This window comes from Geminocystis herdmanii PCC 6308 (assembly GCF_000332235.1).
GTDB classification, from domain to species: domain Bacteria; phylum Cyanobacteriota; class Cyanobacteriia; order Cyanobacteriales; family Cyanobacteriaceae; genus Geminocystis; species Geminocystis herdmanii.
Genome location: NZ_CM001775.1, coordinates 2116573 through 2132110 on the forward strand (window position 1 = coordinate 2116573; position 15538 = coordinate 2132110).

Annotated in this window: 14 protein-coding genes; 1 reads left to right on the plus strand and 13 read right to left on the minus strand. The window is 34.2% G+C overall.

Translation table 11 applies throughout. The features are described 5' to 3' along the window. Nucleotides 1-365 precede the first annotated feature (365 nt). The 6 genes from SYN6308_RS10575 to SYN6308_RS10600 form a co-directional block, all read right to left on the minus strand. The gene (locus SYN6308_RS10575) at nucleotides 366-2006 is read right to left on the minus strand and encodes a sensor histidine kinase (RefSeq protein WP_017294411.1); all 1641 of its coding nucleotides are present in this window, start codon (nucleotides 2004-2006) and stop codon (nucleotides 366-368) included. 231 nt (nucleotides 2007-2237) lie between these two features. Beyond that, nucleotides 2238-2474: a hypothetical protein gene (locus SYN6308_RS10580; RefSeq protein WP_017294412.1), complete on the minus strand. Its 237-nt coding sequence runs from the start codon at nucleotides 2472-2474 to the stop codon at nucleotides 2238-2240. Nucleotides 2475-2821: 347 nt separating this feature from the next. Next, nucleotides 2822-3439, minus strand: coding sequence for a hypothetical protein (locus tag SYN6308_RS10585; protein ID WP_017294413.1), 618 nt, complete (start codon nucleotides 3437-3439; stop codon nucleotides 2822-2824). Nucleotides 3440-3509: 70 nt separating this feature from the next. Next, nucleotides 3510-4397, minus strand: coding sequence for a BON domain-containing protein (locus tag SYN6308_RS22280; protein ID WP_017294414.1), 888 nt, complete (start codon nucleotides 4395-4397; stop codon nucleotides 3510-3512). A gap of 153 nt (nucleotides 4398-4550) precedes the next feature. Continuing rightward, nucleotides 4551-4883 carry a hypothetical protein gene (locus SYN6308_RS10595; protein WP_017294415.1) on the minus strand — a complete coding sequence of 111 codons (333 nt, stop codon included), beginning with the start codon at nucleotides 4881-4883 and terminating at the stop codon, nucleotides 4551-4553. A 425-nt stretch (nucleotides 4884-5308) separates the two neighbouring features. Next, nucleotides 5309-5491, minus strand: a complete 183-nt coding sequence (locus SYN6308_RS10600; RefSeq protein ID WP_017294416.1) for a CsbD family protein — start codon at nucleotides 5489-5491, stop codon at nucleotides 5309-5311. 258 nt (nucleotides 5492-5749) lie between these two features. On the opposite strand from SYN6308_RS10600, the gene SYN6308_RS10605 reads away from it, so the two are divergent. Beyond that, entirely contained in the window at nucleotides 5750-6535 is a 786-nt protein-coding gene (locus tag SYN6308_RS10605; RefSeq protein ID WP_017294417.1) for an ABC transporter ATP-binding protein, read from the plus strand. Between the two features lie 285 nt (nucleotides 6536-6820). Here SYN6308_RS10605 and SYN6308_RS10610 read toward each other — a convergent pair whose 3' ends face one another. The 7 genes from SYN6308_RS10610 to SYN6308_RS10645 form a co-directional block, all read right to left on the minus strand. Further along, nucleotides 6821-8884, minus strand: a complete 2064-nt coding sequence (locus SYN6308_RS10610) for a response regulator (RefSeq protein ID WP_017294418.1) — start codon at nucleotides 8882-8884, stop codon at nucleotides 6821-6823. 322 nt (nucleotides 8885-9206) lie between these two features. Continuing rightward, nucleotides 9207-9641, minus strand: coding sequence for a PIN domain-containing protein (locus SYN6308_RS10620; protein WP_017294420.1), 435 nt, complete (start codon nucleotides 9639-9641; stop codon nucleotides 9207-9209). Nucleotides 9642-9643: 2 nt separating this feature from the next. Then, nucleotides 9644-9856, minus strand: a complete 213-nt coding sequence (locus tag SYN6308_RS10625; RefSeq protein WP_017294421.1) for a hypothetical protein — start codon at nucleotides 9854-9856, stop codon at nucleotides 9644-9646. A gap of 89 nt (nucleotides 9857-9945) precedes the next feature. Beyond that, the gene (locus SYN6308_RS10630; RefSeq protein WP_017294422.1) at nucleotides 9946-10959 is read right to left on the minus strand and encodes an ABC transporter substrate-binding protein; all 1014 of its coding nucleotides are present in this window, start codon (nucleotides 10957-10959) and stop codon (nucleotides 9946-9948) included. A 167-nt stretch (nucleotides 10960-11126) separates the two neighbouring features. Further along, nucleotides 11127-12242, minus strand: a complete 1116-nt coding sequence (locus tag SYN6308_RS10635; RefSeq protein WP_017294423.1) for an ABC transporter permease — start codon at nucleotides 12240-12242, stop codon at nucleotides 11127-11129. Between the two features lie 215 nt (nucleotides 12243-12457). Beyond that, nucleotides 12458-13453, minus strand: a complete 996-nt coding sequence (locus SYN6308_RS10640) for a nitrate ABC transporter ATP-binding protein (RefSeq protein WP_017294424.1) — start codon at nucleotides 13451-13453, stop codon at nucleotides 12458-12460. Nucleotides 13454-13527: 74 nt separating this feature from the next. Continuing rightward, nucleotides 13528-15528, minus strand: a complete 2001-nt coding sequence (locus SYN6308_RS10645) for an ABC transporter ATP-binding/substrate-binding protein (RefSeq protein WP_017294425.1) — start codon at nucleotides 15526-15528, stop codon at nucleotides 13528-13530. Between the last annotated feature and the right edge of the window lie 10 nt (nucleotides 15529-15538).

The window sequence follows — 15538 nt, forward strand, 5'->3', positions numbered from 1 at the left end:
AGACTCTAATTAAAATTCCCTAATTTTAACTTTGTTTTTCTGTTAGATTTTCTTTAATAACTTTTGTTGTCACCATTAATTTATTACTTCTTCTCCTCAACGAATTTTATTTTTTTTATGTTGATTGACAACAATGATCAGAAAAAAAATTGCGATTTTTCTTGACTTTTTTCTGATTTTTGGTAATAATAGAAAATATAAAGATCATAATGGAAATCTGACTGTCTATCTTCAAAAATGGCACTATTCCCATTATATAAATTTTATCAAAAATGTCAAGGATTGTCAAGGGAAAGTCGAAAAAAAAAAGATTTTTTTGTTATTTTTACAGGCATGAAGCATTTTTTTGCGAAATTTTTGTGCAATTATTCACTTTTTTTCAAGAGGGGAATTTGAGATAAGGGAATCGTTAATGTAACGGTTGAGCCTAATTCTTCCCCCATGCTATAAAATGAGATTTTTCCCCCCATCGCCTCTACTAAACGTTTGGAAATTGCTAACCCTAATCCTGTACCTCCATAAGCCTTGGTTCGAGAGCCATCGACTTGGTAAAATGTTTCAAAGAGTTTTTCTTGTTTGTCTAAGGAAACTCCTATGCCTGTATCTGCGACACTGATTTTTACCATGCCGGGGAAAGTTTTTTCTTGAAGTTTAATGGTTTTGGGGATAATTTCTGTGGTGATTTCAATGCCTCCTATTTGAGTAAATTTTAAGGAGTTACCCACGAGATTTAACATTACTTGCAGTAGTCGTTGATAGTCGGCATAGAGTAAGACTTGATCATAGGTAGGGGGTAAGTTGATGTCAAAAGATAAATTTTTCTTTTGGGCTTGAGTCGAAGCAAATTTTTCGATGTCTTGATAAATTTTTTGTAAAGAAATGGTATCGAGGTTAAATTCTAGTTTTCCTGCTTCTATTTTGGCAATATCTAAAATATCGTTAATTAAGTTTAGTAGATGCAGTGCGGAATTATAGGCTTGATCAAGAAATTCTATTTCTTCTTCTCGACTATCTGTCATATCATCAAGGATGAGTTTTAAAAATCCTAAAATGCCGTTTAAAGGTGTTCTTAATTCGTGACTTGTACTAGCTAAAAATTCGCTTTTTAATCGGGATGCTTCTTTGGCTTCAATATTTGCTTGTTCTAGCTTTTGGTATAACATAGCATGAGCCATGGCTGTGCCTACTTGATCTGCTAATTCTTGTACTAATTCTAATTCTGCTTGATTCCATTGTCGAAGTCGATCGCACTGATGTAGCACAATAATTCCATTAAATTCTTGTTGATAAAAAGTTGGTACTAATAATACAGATAAAGAATCACAACTAGGGTACAATTTATCTGTAATTATCCTAAATTCTCGATCGAACACAACTTCTTGAAGAATGGGATAATCAGCAAAACTTAACCGTTTTCCCAACAGAGAAGGATATTGACTCTCACGATATTCTGCCTTAATTTCTAGATATTCCTCCTGTTCATTAGATGTTAACAAAAGACAACGATTTGTCCTCAATGCTTCTCCGATACTATCAACGGTTTGTTGCCAAATGGTATTCAAATCGAGGGTACGGCGAATTTTTCTTGCTATGGTAGTGAGTAATTTCTGGTAAGGGTCTGGATTTGTTGGTAAAGAAGAAGTTAAACAAACTTCATCATTATTCAAAAAACGACCCATGACTAAAACTAATTCCGCAGTACCTTTTTGCAGAATAATGGGACTAATGATTAATTCAAAAGGAAAAGAATGATGTTCATAACATAAAATACAATGACATTGTTCAGGAATTTTACGAGTTAAGATTCTTTTGATTCTTTCCAAGTAAGCAGATTTAGCAAGGGGTAAAAGTTGCGTTTTTGAATTTTCCGTAATGATACCTAACTCTGGTAAATTCGATCGCCAATAAAAAGAATGATAATTACCCAAGACATCTTGAGTAAAAACCAATTCACTACCTAAATTTTCCAGACTGTGATAGTTATTTTCAACTATATTTAGTGTCATTGATTCTCTAATGATCGATGATCTAGTTATCTACTAATCTAATGGTAATGGAGAATTGAGAATTGAGAATGGAGAATTGATTTAACATTAATTACTTCTTACTGTTATGTAAAAACTATCTATAGTTACTCACTATAGTGTTTACTTTCTGCTTCAACCAGTTCCGTAGGCGGATACACTCTTTATTCCTAACTCCTAATGTAATCAAAACACTTTTTCATCAACCCCTATTTAGTCATTCCACTCTCCTCTTGGTGGTACTGGAGGATTACGTCTTAAAGTGCGAGTTAAATCGTCATCTTGTTGTCTTTCACCTTTTAACCATTCTTTTAACGCTGATTCAATGACTCGACTAGGATCATTTGTCAGATGTTTGATTTTTTCCACTAACTCAAAATCAAGGTGAATAGAGATTTCTACCTTATCATTTCCCATAACACTTCCTTCGGAAACAGTTTGATTATTCATATATAATTTACGAACCCTATAATTATCTATTTTACAAAATTATTTTATATATTCTATTGTCCTAGATTTTTCCCTATTTTCCTAGTCAAATGTCAAGATAAGTTAAGAAACGTTAATTTTAAGAAAAGTTAACAAAATTTATGTCATCAAATCTGGGATAAATTTTTCAGTTTTCCTGAATTTCTATGGAAAAATAAAGACTACTTAAAAATCAATACCTGTCTGATAAATGGAGCAACAAATTCGATCGAACAAGTTTATTGATCTCGATCGAACGTATTTACTAAGAATCCCACCTCATTCATGGGTAGGATTATCAATTAAACTATTATCTCTTATCAACAGTTTTATGCTCGTAAGTGTTCAACATAAATTGGTTTTGCTGTTGGTTCAACTTCTTGTTGTATCTCGTAAACAAACCAGTTGTTAATCTTATGATTATTCAAAATATTTTCCGCAAGAGTAATATGAGACGGCGAACCTTCTACCATAAGTAGATAATTACCTTTAGAGATCAGATCACTATAAACCTTCGCTCGATCGGCAGGAATACCTAAACCCACTAATCCTCCCCCTAAACTACCGATCGCACCTCCGATGACACCACCTGAAATAGTCGTAGCTAAAGCCGTTGCGGCAGCTCCTGCTAACATAATGGGACCTAATCCGGGGATAGCGATCGCACCTAAACCAATTAACAACCCGGTAAAACCTCCTACAGTAATACCCGCCATCGCTCCATTTGTGGCAGTTTCTACTGCTTTATTTTTGTCAGTGCGCAACTGTCCTACATTAACAAGGTCTTCACTGGTGTTAACTCCTGTAACTTCAACTTCGTTATTGATTTCATTGCCGATGAGGGAGATTTGCTCCATAGGAAAATTATTTTTGTGTAAATCCCGAAGGGCAATATCTGTCACTTCATAATTTGAGAATGTTCCGACGGCACGTTGTGTGAAAATCATGGTTTTTAAAAAAATTTATTAATTATGTTTTGTTATTTATGGTTTGGGCATTACAAGAGTAAATTAGAGCTTAATTTGTCACTCTGGGTTCGATCGAAGCCATTACATTAACTTTTTTAATACCTTCAATGGATGAGAGTAACGGTTCAATTTGTTGCATTTGTTCCTGTGTTTCCACATTCCCTGATACGATTACCTCACCATTTTTTACCTCAACTTTTAATTGATTGTTCGGTAAATTACCCTGAAAGGTTTTCAAAATTTCATTTTTGAGTACAGTATCATTTTTACCTTTGACAGAATTATTTGGTATTACCACAGGTTTTGTCGTGGTTTCACTAGGTTTAGCTACGGGAACTGAATTAGACTCCGAAGGTTTGACCGTGATATTATTATTCACCGTAGGATTATTATTAGGTTCTGGTGTTTTAGTCTCTGGTGCTTTTGCCTCTGGTGTTTTAGTCTCTGGTGCTTTTGCCTCTGGTGCTTTAACCGTGGGCATGGGAGTTGGTACAGGCACTTGTACGGGAACTATTTTGACGACTTCTTTTTCTACAACCTTTATGGGGGTAGGGTTAGGGTTAACTTTTTCCGTGGGAATCGTGACGATCGGCACGGGTTGAGGGTTATTCAGATCATTTAAAAAATAAATCACTCCTGCAACTAAACCCGCTACAGTGGTAACAATAACACCGATCAGTAATCCTTTAGAGATATTTTTGTCAGATCGATCGATTTGTGCCACTGCATTATCGACTCGTGCGTCTTGAATACGAGCATCCGCCAATTTATGATTAATGGAGTTTTGTTCATCCGTATGAAAAGTACCATTAGCATCTTGATATTCGGTATAAATATTACCTTTAGCGTCTTTATATTCCGTGCGAATGTTACCATCGGAGTCTGTATATTCTCGATATACCACTCTGGCATTTTTTCGATTATTTCCTGTATTCATAATTATTTCTTCCTGATATTAATGGGACAAAAATGCTTTAACATGAAACATTTTTTTGAGACATAAAAACTAAATCAAATGTCAAAGTTGAGGATTGGAGATTACTTTGTTTCCTCGCTTTAGAGAGTTTAATCAATGATGTTATTTTGAATCCTAAGTAGATTTTTTCTCGGATAAATCACCACGGGTTTCATAATACATTTCGGGTTCGATGGCAAAGTTATTGATTAAACCTTCTTTATCAACGGTAAAACCCCCTTTTGTTTCAATATGTTCAGTACCTTCTATATGAGTGTGTAGATGTTTAAAATCATCTCCTTCACGCTCTTTTCTAGCGGCAGTTTCTGCGGGAATGATATGAGCATCATAGCTATCAGGGGTTGGAGAATCATATAATTCATTTCCCTGTTGCTCCTCTGGCAGTACTAACGATCGAATATTCTGATCAGAATCCGCCGAATTTGTCTTAGATGTTTGAGTTGTCATAATGTTTATTTTCTGATAAGGTTGTCATAGGTATTGATAGGGATAATTAATGAATTACCCCTTGTTATTGCATCCATGCAAAGTACGATCGTTGATTTTCACCAACAATTAAGATGATTTATTGACGCTAATTATTGTTTAAGCTCATAAATAAGCAAGATATTTCTAGCACTTACAACACAAATCGATCGATTCAAAAGATTCGTATATTTAGCACTTAAACAAAAGCATTATTACCACAAAGGCTATAAACCCTTGTAGAAAAAAGTATGATAAAAAAGTGAAATTTATATTTGTTTTTTAAAATTGTTTAATGGATTCATTTATGTCACGGTACGTCTATTGGTACTAGAAATAAACTTGTCTCATTATGAAAAAAAAGTTTTAATTATTTATCGTCGGAAAATCAGCCTATAAAGACAATATTACTCAGCAATCTTTTTAGCTTCGTCTTTCACATCCTCAGTGGTGTGACGAACTTTTGCTTCCACTTGTTTTGCCTTACCTTCAGATTGTGCTTTAGGATTATCTGTCACATTTCCCATAGTTTCCTGAATTTTACCTTCAACATTTTTAGCTGTTGCCTTTGCTCTATCTTTGATACTCATAATATGTTCCCTTTGAAAATTGGATTGATTAAATTTGAGAATCACTTAGTTGAGTCAGTTTAACAACCTTGCGTATGTCTTCATTATAGGTTGTTATTTTTTTTCTTTACCGAATTGGTAGAATAAGACACAAATCTTCATATATTTTTTGTAAAAAGTTGGCAAAATTTATGTCATCACATTTTAAATAAATTTTTGGGTTTTTGTTAATTTCTATGGCAAAATAAATACTACTTAAAATCAATACCTATTGGATAAATGGAGCAAGAAATTCGATCGAACTTAAACGATTCTATACTCATCGCTAATAATCTCTCCAAAAGTTTTGGCGGTTTAAAAGCAGTAAACAACGCCAGTATAGAAGTTAAAGCCAATAGTATAACAGGATTAATAGGTCCTAATGGTGCAGGGAAAAGTACTCTATTTAACTTATTATCAAATTTTTTAAAAGCCGACACAGGAAAAGTCTTATTTGAAGGTAAACCAGTACAAAACTTAAACCCCCATGAAATTGCCCGAGAAGGATTTATTCGCACCTTTCAAGTGGCGAGGGTATTATCTCGTTTAACGGTATTAGAAAATATGTTGTTAGGTAGTCAGAAGCAAACAGGAGAAAATATATTTTCTGTCTTAATCAATCAAGGCAAAATTCGCCGAGAAGAAAAAGAAAACAAGGCAAAAGCCATGAATATTTTAGAATCCGTAGGATTAGCCGAAAAAGCCTATGATTACGCAGGAGCATTGTCAGGAGGACAAAGAAAACTCCTTGAAATGGCTCGAACTTTAATGACAAATCCTAAACTTATTTTACTAGACGAACCAGCCGCAGGAGTTAATCCCACCCTTATTAATCAAATTTGTCAGCATATTGTCAACTGGAATCAACAGGGAATTTCTTTCCTGATTATTGAGCATAATATGGATGTGATTATGTCTCTTTGTAGTCATGTTTGGGTATTGGCAGAAGGTACAAATTTAGCTGATGGTACTCCCGAAGAAATACAAGGGGACGATCGAGTTTTAGAAGCCTATTTAGGAGGATAAATAATTAATAATTAACAAATTTTCCTGAATTCCTATTTAGGGTTTACGGAATAAGTCAGAAAGCTATTAAAATCAACGGTTTAAACATAATACATTAGTGAAAAAGTGCACCGTTTTGAGGATTTTTATTCAAAAATTCGACACTTTTGACCTAATTTTTTAAAATACAACTATACTTATTCTATCTATCAACAGCATCAAAACCTTGATGTTTCAGTATTTCTCCTATCTTCTGTCTCCTGACTCCTATCTCCTACCTTCATCAAAAGACTTTTTCAGCAAACCCTATTTAAGATTTGCTAAGGTTTCTTTTAATTGAATAATACCAATAGGCTTACTAATATAATTATCCATCCCTGCATCGAAACATTTTTGTCTATCTTCTTCTAAAATATTCGCTGTCACCGCAATAATAATCGGTTGTTTTGTGGAGGATTGACGAATTTTTTGCGTGGCAGTAATGCCATCCATTTTTGGCATTTGCATATCCATTAAAATAACATCATAAAATTGTTTTTCTAACATCTCTAAAACTTCTAAACCATTATTGGCAATATCCGCAGTATAACCTATTTTTTTGAGGGTTAATAAGGCTACTTTTTGATTAACTTTATTGTCTTCGGCAAGAAGAATTTTTAATGGAGAAGATTCAACTTGAGAAGATGAATTATTTAAGTTTTCTTGGTTTAAATTATTGGGAGTTAAGTTACAATACAATACTGCTTTAATTTGAAAAGTAAAGTAAAATATTGCTCCTTCCATACTTGGTTTATCTGATCTATCATTGAGCTTAGAATACCAATTATCGGGAGGATTTCCTCCTATCTTACCGTTACTTTCTACCCAAATTGTTCCTCCCATTAATTCTACTAAATTTTTACTAATAGTTAATCCTAAACCTGTACCTCCATATTGACGATTTATGGACGCATCTCCTTGAATAAAAGGATCAAATAATGTATTTATTTTATCTCGATCGATCCCAATACCAGTATCTTTAACTGTTACCAATAATTGATATTTTAATTCTTCTTTTTGTTCATCAATAGTCCATTTTTTATCGATGTTTATAGTAATCAAAACATTGCCTTTAGGAGTAAATTTAAGGGCATTACTAATGAGGTTTAACAAAATTTGACGTAATCGAAAGGAATCTCCAAGAAAATAAAGAGGAATATCAGAATCAATGTTATATTCCAATTTAATTTGTTTTTTTTCTGCTTGTTTAGACATAAGAATACAGACAGATTTTACCAGAGTAAATAAGTTAAAACATTGTTCTTCTAATTGAATTTTATTCGCTTCTATTTTAGAAAAATCAAGAATATCATTAATAATATTTAAAAGACTTTTTCCGCTATCTTGAATAATATCAACTAATTCTCTTTGTTGGTCATCTAAATTAGTTAAGGCTAAAAGTTCCGTAATACTAATAACTCCATTCATGGGAGTCCTAATTTCATGACTCATATTAGCGAGAAATTCACTTTTAGCTTTTGTGGCTAATTCTAATTTAATATTCGTATCTTTTAGTTTTTCTGTAATGGCTTTTCTTTCTCTTAATTGTTTCTCTAAAATCAGGGTATTTTTTTCTATTCTACTAGCCATTCGATCGAACGCATAGGAAATTTTGGCTAATTCATCTGAGCCTGAAAGTTGAGTCCTAATGTTTAAATTACCTTGAGAAAAACTGTTACTAGCTGATACTAATTTCGATACCCGACGAGTTAAAGTTAACTCAAAGAAAAACCATAAAACAATACAAAAAATTGTTAAAAGGGTGAAAGAAACTACATTTCTTTGTACAATATTATTAAGGGCTTTTTCTCTAGCAAAATTTAAGTCATATTCAAAGAAAAGAATCCCGATACGAGAAGGTTGAATCTCCCCGGGTAAAATATCTAATAAAACAGGATAAAAAGCCATTAAACTATCATTATTTTTTGATAATAAAATCTGTCCTTGCAAGTTATTTCTAATCTGATAAAATAAAGGTAAATAAGATTTTGCAGTGGTACTTTCTACCCCAAGATTGATTAAATCATAACGACTAGAAACTTGAACAATATTATTTTCATTAAATAAAATTATTTTCTTTAAATGGGAATCACTACCTAATTGACTAATAATAGTTATTACGGCATTTTGCATATCTTCTCGGCGATAAAGATAGTCTAAAATTATAGCAGTTTGTCCCGCAGATATTTTTAAATAATTTCTCCCTTCATTTTCCGTATTTTGATAAATTTGTTTTATTTCATGAAATGAGGAGAAAAACCCCAATAAACCACCACAAAATATCAATATAATGGGAATAGAATATCTTAGGGGAAAAGGAAATTTTCTCATAGAAATTTTTAATTATTTTGTAAATTATCCTTGTTTTATTCTCATTTTTAAATTCTATTTTTACTCTAGCATTTCTATCTGATTTATAACAAAAAGAGGTTTTTAGACTGACAAATTAAATTATTTTGTATGTTCATTATCTTTTAACGTTACATTTTGTACAAATCGATCGTCAAGAAGGCTCTCAATATCAACGGTGTTTGTTAATAGTTTATTATCTAACATTATTGTGACCAATTTTTCCATAGCATTAATCAAGGAAGGATTTTTACTTAATATCTTTCTTGTAAATTAGTAAATCTATCAGAAATAAACTAATTTATTAAGTATTTTTATTCAAAAAATAGATCAAAGTGTCTGTTGTCCAAGTAGCACGCCCACACCCAATAAAGTCACAGTCTTGAGTCCAAATATCAGCATTGAGTAAGATTGAAATAGCAACTATTTCCCAATCATTAGGATCTCTTGGAATACGATTTTTAGCTTCTTCTTCTAAATGTGAAAATTCAGATATATGAACTATTTTTATAGTATCATTGATTGTTGAGTTCCAAAAATTTAGGGTTTCTTCTCCTAAAGAAGATTCAATTTTTTCTTTTTGGATCATCAAGTTTATTCTTTTGTTTAATTCATAGCCTGTCTCATTAAAAACTCTGTTTGAAATATAAAGATTTAAGCGAGGATGGTTAAATAAAATCCGTCCTCTTTTTCTTAGTAGTTCACCTATTAAGATATTGGCATCGACAACTAAAAGCATAATTAAAAGGGAAAAGGTTTATTAGGATCTAAAGCATCTATCAATTCATCAATGGTTAAACCGCTTGATTTTGCCATTTTTTCTATATTTTCATTTAGCTTATTAAAAAGTTCCTCTATTTCTTCATGATTTTTCTTTTTAACGCCTATTTTGTTTCTGTAATATTTTGCATCTTTAACTACTTTTTTTGTCTCTTTAATATTAGTTGTTACCATAGTTTTATTCTCATTTTTAAATTCTATTTTTACTCTAGCATTTCTATCTGATTTATAACAAAAAGAGGTTTTTAGACTGACAAATTAAATTATTTTGTATGTTCATTATCTTTTAACGTTACATTTTGTACAAATCGATCGTCAAGAAGGCTCTCAATATCAACGGTGTTTGTTAATAGTTTATTATCTAACATTATTGTGACCAATTTTTCCATCGCATTAATCAAGGAAGGATCATTTTTACTTAATAAATCCTGATTTTCTTGTAAATTAGGCTGTCTTAACCCATTTAATGATTCCAAAAATTCTTCTGGGGTGACTTGGCTTCTTTTTGCCATGATAGGGGAGGCTTCTTGGGGCTTTTTCTCTAAATAATCCAACCCCTTGAAATGTCCATTGATTAAAGTTTGAATAGTTTGAGGAGAGTTTTCGATCGCACCTGTATTAACGACTAAGACATCGACAATTTCCCCCGGTATTTGACTACTATCAAATAATAAATTTGCTCCCATCTCTAAAATTTTTGACTTGGGGGGATAAAATGTGACGATAGCATCAACGAGATCATTTTGATAAGCCTTTTCATGCTCAGAAAGTTCTAAAGAAACAATTTTTATATCTTCCAAAGACATCCCCGATTCTTCTAAGCCACGGGTAAGAAAAAAAGCCCCCAAGGCGGTGGATTCTACTCCCACTCTTTTCCCTTTTAAGTCTTTCATGGTTTTGATTTCGGGCTTTCCTAAGATGACATCTCCCCCATCGGAAATATTAAAAATGGCGACAATACGAATATTATCTTGAGTTGATGCTAACACTAATGCTTCATCGATCGTCAGGGCTACCCCTTCAATTTCTTCATGACGATAAGCCCGTACTACTTCTGTTGCGGAAGGATAATCTACTAACTTAATAGTAGTATTAGTATAATCACCTAAATCTCTAGCTAAGTATAAAGTAGCGTAACCGGGCCAAATATTTGAGCCAATACGCAAGGGGAAAGTCGTTTCTGTTTTACAATTGCTTAAAGTTATGACTAAAATACCACTAATAAAAATTAGGATAACAGATTTGAAAAAGCCTTTTCTCTTGTAACTTATATTCATATATAGGGTTTGCTGAATAACTCAGAAAGCTATTAAAATCACCTCAGTTCGATATAAAAAAAGTGGTGAAAACGAGACAGGTGAACAAGTGGACAAATCTTGATTTTTCATCCTTTAACCTAATACCTAACACCTCCCCTTTACCACTCATAGTTATTCAGCAACCCCTAATTATTAATGGTTTTAGGATCGAGTGCATCCCTTAAACCATCCCCTAATAAATTAAAAGATAGCACTGTTAAAATAATTAAAATTGCTGGAGGAAAAATTAACCAAGGTTGTAAAACTAATACCGAAGCATTAGAAGCTAAAGAAAGTAAATTTCCCCAACTAGGATCAGGTTGTTGAATGCCTAAACCGATCAAACTTAACACGGATTCTGCCACAATAAAACTAGGTATTGAAAGAGTAGCAGAAATGATGATATAAGTCGCTGTTTGCGGTAGAATATGTTTAATAATAATGTAGAATGAATTTGCTCCGATCGACTTAGCAGATTGTACAAATTCTTGTTCTTTTAAAGTTAAAACTTGCCCTCTAATAACTCTAGCTAAACCAGACCAACCAATAAAAGAAGTGATTAAAATAATTAACATAAATCTTTGCGCACTGCTCAAACTAGGAGGTAAAACGGCGGCTAATGCTACTAATAAATAAATGCCCGGAATGGTCATTAAAACTTCCACCAGTCGCATTAAAATATTGTCTAAAATACCGCCGAAATAACCAGCAATGCCTCCAATTATCAAGCCTAGTGGAAAAGAAATTAAAATCCCAATTAAGCCGATAAAAAGGCTTATTCTTCCACCAAATAAAATACGACTAAATTGATCCCTACCCTGTTCATCTGTGCCTAAAAGATTAATTTTTCCTTCTCCTATTGTGCCGAATAAGCGTCTATTTAATCTAAAACCTGAGAAGATTTCTACTTCCTGAAATGTGGGGGGTAAAGGTAATTTTAATTGTAAAAATTGATAAGGTTCACCTTTAGTAAATAAGCGAAGGGGAGAAGGTTTTTTATAGTCAATGGTTAAAGTTCGATCGCCCGTTTCTATATCAGTTTTCCCTTGAGTGGTAGGATAAACATGAAGACCAATAAATTCTTTATTTTGATTACGCCAATAAATAGTTGTTGGGGGTAATAAAGAGCCATTTTCTTGGGCGGAATAAGGGTTATAAGGAGCGATAAAATCAGCACCTAAAACCATGACATAAAAAAAGATGAGGATAATTACACCTGATTTAGCTAAGGGATTATTTTTGAGTTTTCGCCACCAATTCATATTGTTATTAAAAGAGTCTTCTGGTGAGGGTAATAAATAGTTTTATGCTTTTGATTATACTTGAGTTCGATCGATCTGCATTTTTGAGAATTAAAGGCAAAAACTATTACAACAAACTTTTTTGAAAACTCATTGCTGTGATCATCAGTCAACTATCTTTGAATCATATATTTATTTAATGACAAAGGGAGATAATCTCCCTTGGATAACGAAGTTTAATTAACTTGTTCAATATTATTTTTCGGTGCTTGTCCGTTATTACCGCTAAAAGATTGAAACAATGCAAATCCGGCGATCGTAGCTACCACTAAACCGCCCACAATACCCGCAATTTTGAGCTTATTATTTTTTGGTTCAGGTTCGATCGTATCATCACTAGGGTCTTCTGAATGGGCAAAACGATTAAAGAGGAAATCTAAAGCATAGTTGCGTAATTCGTAGTAACGGGGATCTTCCGTGATTTGAGCGCGGTTACGGGGGCGAGAAAAGGGAATATCAAGCACTTCTCCTATTTTAGCAGAAGGCCCGTTAGTCATCATTACCAGTCGATCGGCGAGGAATAGAGCTTCATCTATGTCATGGGTAATCATCATTACAGTTACTCTATGGCTACGCCAAATTTCTAATAATTCTTCCTGTAATTCCTCTTTAGTGATAGCATCTAATGCGCCAAAAGGTTCATCTAAAATCAAGACTTCAGGGCGAATGGCTAAGGCACGGGCGATGGCAACCCTTTGTTTCATCCCTCCAGATAATTGATTCGGTTTCTTTTTCGCCGCTTCGGTTAAACCTACCATGGCTAAATGTTCTTCTACTAAAGCAAGTTTTTCTTGTTTATTTTTATTCGGATAGACGGCACTAACGGCAAGATAGACATTTTCAAAGGCGGTTTTCCAAGGTAATAAACAATAATTCTGAAATACCATCATGCGATCGGGACCCGGTTCTGCGATAATCTTATCTTTAAGTTTTACTGTGCCAGTAGTGGGTTGATTAAATCCCGAAATCATGTTTAAAAGTGTGGATTTACCACAGCCAGAATGCCCGATAACACACACAAATTCACCTTCTTTGACGCTTAAATTAACGCCGTCTAAAACAATATAATCCCCATTCGCTGTGGGATAAACTTTTGATACTTCTTTAATACTTAAAAAATCTGTTTTTTCTAAGGTGGCTGTATTGTTTTCTGTATTCATTAACCTTTGCATAATATTATTAGGTGTTAGGGTGTTGGGGAGTTAAGGAGTTAAGGAGTTGAGGAGATAGAGAAATGGGGGGTTAATTATTTGCTGACAATGTTATCAATTAAAATCTCTGAAACCTTATAATCACGGCGGATAGAGAGTCTTTCTAAATAACCCACGGGATCATCTGCATTAAATATCATCTTGTCAAATAACTGTAACTTTTGAGGTTCGCTATCCATATCTGGAATGCCTAATTGACGACAAGCCTCTCCAAATAAGTCTGGACGACGCACTCGATCGATAATTTCAACCCAGTTACGAGGAAAATCGGTATAACCCCATCGAGCTAGTTGTGTTAAAATCCATAATCCTTCTACCCTTGAGGGATAATTGGCGTTATTGACAGAAAATTGGTTAAATCTTAGTAAAGATTCGGTTTTTGTACCGTAATTATAATCATCGATAAAACCGGGACGGATATATTCTTCTGACATATTCAAATATTCTTCTTTTGCCAGTAAGGTTACGATTTCTTCTCGATTACGTCGATCGTCACAATATTCACAAGCCTCGATTAAAGCCTTAACTAAAGCGATATGAGTTTCGGGGTGTTTTTCTACCCATTCTTCTTTAACTCCTAAAACTTTTTCGGGATGCCCTGCCCAAATATCTAAGTCTGTAGTAATTACATAACCTAAATCCTCTTTGATCGATCGAGTATTCCAAGGCTCACCCACACAGTAACCATCAATATTACCAGCTTTGAGATTTGCTACCATTTGAGGGGGTGGAATCACTGTTAAACTAACGTCTTGATCAGGATCAATACCCCCCGATGCTAACCAGTAACGCAGTAGTAAATTGTGCATCGAGGCGGGGTGAACAATGCCAAAGGTATGGACTTTATCAGGGCTTTGCGCAAGGGCTTGTTTTAATTCTTCAAGGTTTGTCACCCCCATTTCTTGAAACTGTTTTGCCAAGGTAATGGCGTTACCGTTGCGACTGAGGATCATAGAAGTAATCATGGGAATAGAAGGTTTACCTCCTGCGCCCAAAGTCATACTCAAGGGCATTCCTGCCACCATTTGCGCACCATCTAAGCGCCCTTCAGCGATACCCCTTGCTAACTCCTGCCATGATGGTTCTCGTACTAAGTTCACTTGTTCTAGTCCATGTTTGGCAAAAAATCCTTTTTCTTTAGCTACCACTAAGGGAGCGCAGTCGGTTAAGGGGATAAAACCCAGATCAAGGTTAATTTTTTCTAAGCCATTACCTGCAATAACTTCTTTTGTTGGGATAACTGTTCCTACTTTCTTCGATCGTTTCTGTTGGTTGAGGAAGTAAACCATTTCGTTACGCAGAGCATAGTAACTGGGGTGATTTACCACTTCTAATCGTTGGCGTGGACGGGGGATAGGTACTTCTAACACTTGCCCAATATGAGCCTCTGGACCTGTGGTTAACATAACGATTCGATCGGACAGCAACAAGGCTTCGTCCACATCATGAGTTACCATGATACAAGTAACATGATTTTCTTGGACAATGCGCATCAAACTTTCTTGTAAATTTCCCCTAGTGAGAGCATCCAAAGCGCCAAAAGGTTCATCTAAAAGTAGTACTTTCGGTTTTGTCGCCAAAGCACGAGCAATGGCAACCCGTTGTTTCATCCCCCCTGACAGTTGCCCCGGTTTTTTATTGGCAGCGTGTTTTAACCCTACAATAGAGATATTTTCATCCACAATAGCTTTTCTTTCGGCTTCTGGAAAATGACGCATCACCCGATTAACCGCTAAAGCGATATTTTGGCGCACGGTTAACCAAGGTAACAAAGAATAGTTTTGAAATACTACCATTCGATCGGGACCCGGTTCAGTAATTTCACGCCCTTCAAGAATAACTCCTCCATGAGTTGCATTAGATAAACCAGCAACCATATTTAAAAGTGTGGACTTTCCGCAACCAGAATGACCAATTAAAGAGATAAACTCCCCTTTTTCGATTTTCAAATTAATGTTGCGTAAAGCGATATATTCTCCTCCATCAGCGAGGGGAAATATTTTATCAACGTGATCAATTTCAATAAAATTTTGCATAGTTCTAATG

Excerpts from the sequence above, each read along its gene's own strand:
- SYN6308_RS10585 (WP_017294413.1), bottom strand. The coding sequence starts at position 3,439 with ATGATTTTCACACAACGTGCCGTCGGAACATTCTCAAATTATGAAGTG.
- SYN6308_RS10605 (WP_017294417.1), top strand. The coding sequence starts at position 5,750 with ATGGAGCAAGAAATTCGATCGAACTTAAACGATTCTATACTCATCGCT.
- SYN6308_RS10580 (WP_017294412.1), bottom strand. The coding sequence starts at position 2,474 with ATGAATAATCAAACTGTTTCCGAAGGAAGTGTTATGGGAAATGATAAG.
- SYN6308_RS10630 (WP_017294422.1), bottom strand. The coding sequence starts at position 10,959 with ATGAATATAAGTTACAAGAGAAAAGGCTTTTTCAAATCTGTTATCCTA.
- SYN6308_RS10640 (WP_017294424.1), bottom strand. The coding sequence starts at position 13,453 with ATGCAAAGGTTAATGAATACAGAAAACAATACAGCCACCTTAGAAAAA.
- SYN6308_RS10620 (WP_017294420.1), bottom strand. The coding sequence starts at position 9,641 with ATGCTTTTAGTTGTCGATGCCAATATCTTAATAGGTGAACTACTAAGA.
- SYN6308_RS10610 (WP_017294418.1), bottom strand. The coding sequence starts at position 8,884 with ATGAGAAAATTTCCTTTTCCCCTAAGATATTCTATTCCCATTATATTG.
- SYN6308_RS10625 (WP_017294421.1), bottom strand. The coding sequence starts at position 9,856 with ATGGTAACAACTAATATTAAAGAGACAAAAAAAGTAGTTAAAGATGCA.
- SYN6308_RS10600 (WP_017294416.1), bottom strand. The coding sequence starts at position 5,491 with ATGAGTATCAAAGATAGAGCAAAGGCAACAGCTAAAAATGTTGAAGGT.
- SYN6308_RS10645 (WP_017294425.1), bottom strand. The coding sequence starts at position 15,528 with ATGCAAAATTTTATTGAAATTGATCACGTTGATAAAATATTTCCCCTC.
- SYN6308_RS22280 (WP_017294414.1), bottom strand. The coding sequence starts at position 4,397 with ATGAATACAGGAAATAATCGAAAAAATGCCAGAGTGGTATATCGAGAA.
- SYN6308_RS10575 (WP_017294411.1), bottom strand. The coding sequence starts at position 2,006 with ATGACACTAAATATAGTTGAAAATAACTATCACAGTCTGGAAAATTTA.
- SYN6308_RS10595 (WP_017294415.1), bottom strand. The coding sequence starts at position 4,883 with ATGACAACTCAAACATCTAAGACAAATTCGGCGGATTCTGATCAGAAT.
- SYN6308_RS10635 (WP_017294423.1), bottom strand. The coding sequence starts at position 12,242 with ATGAATTGGTGGCGAAAACTCAAAAATAATCCCTTAGCTAAATCAGGT.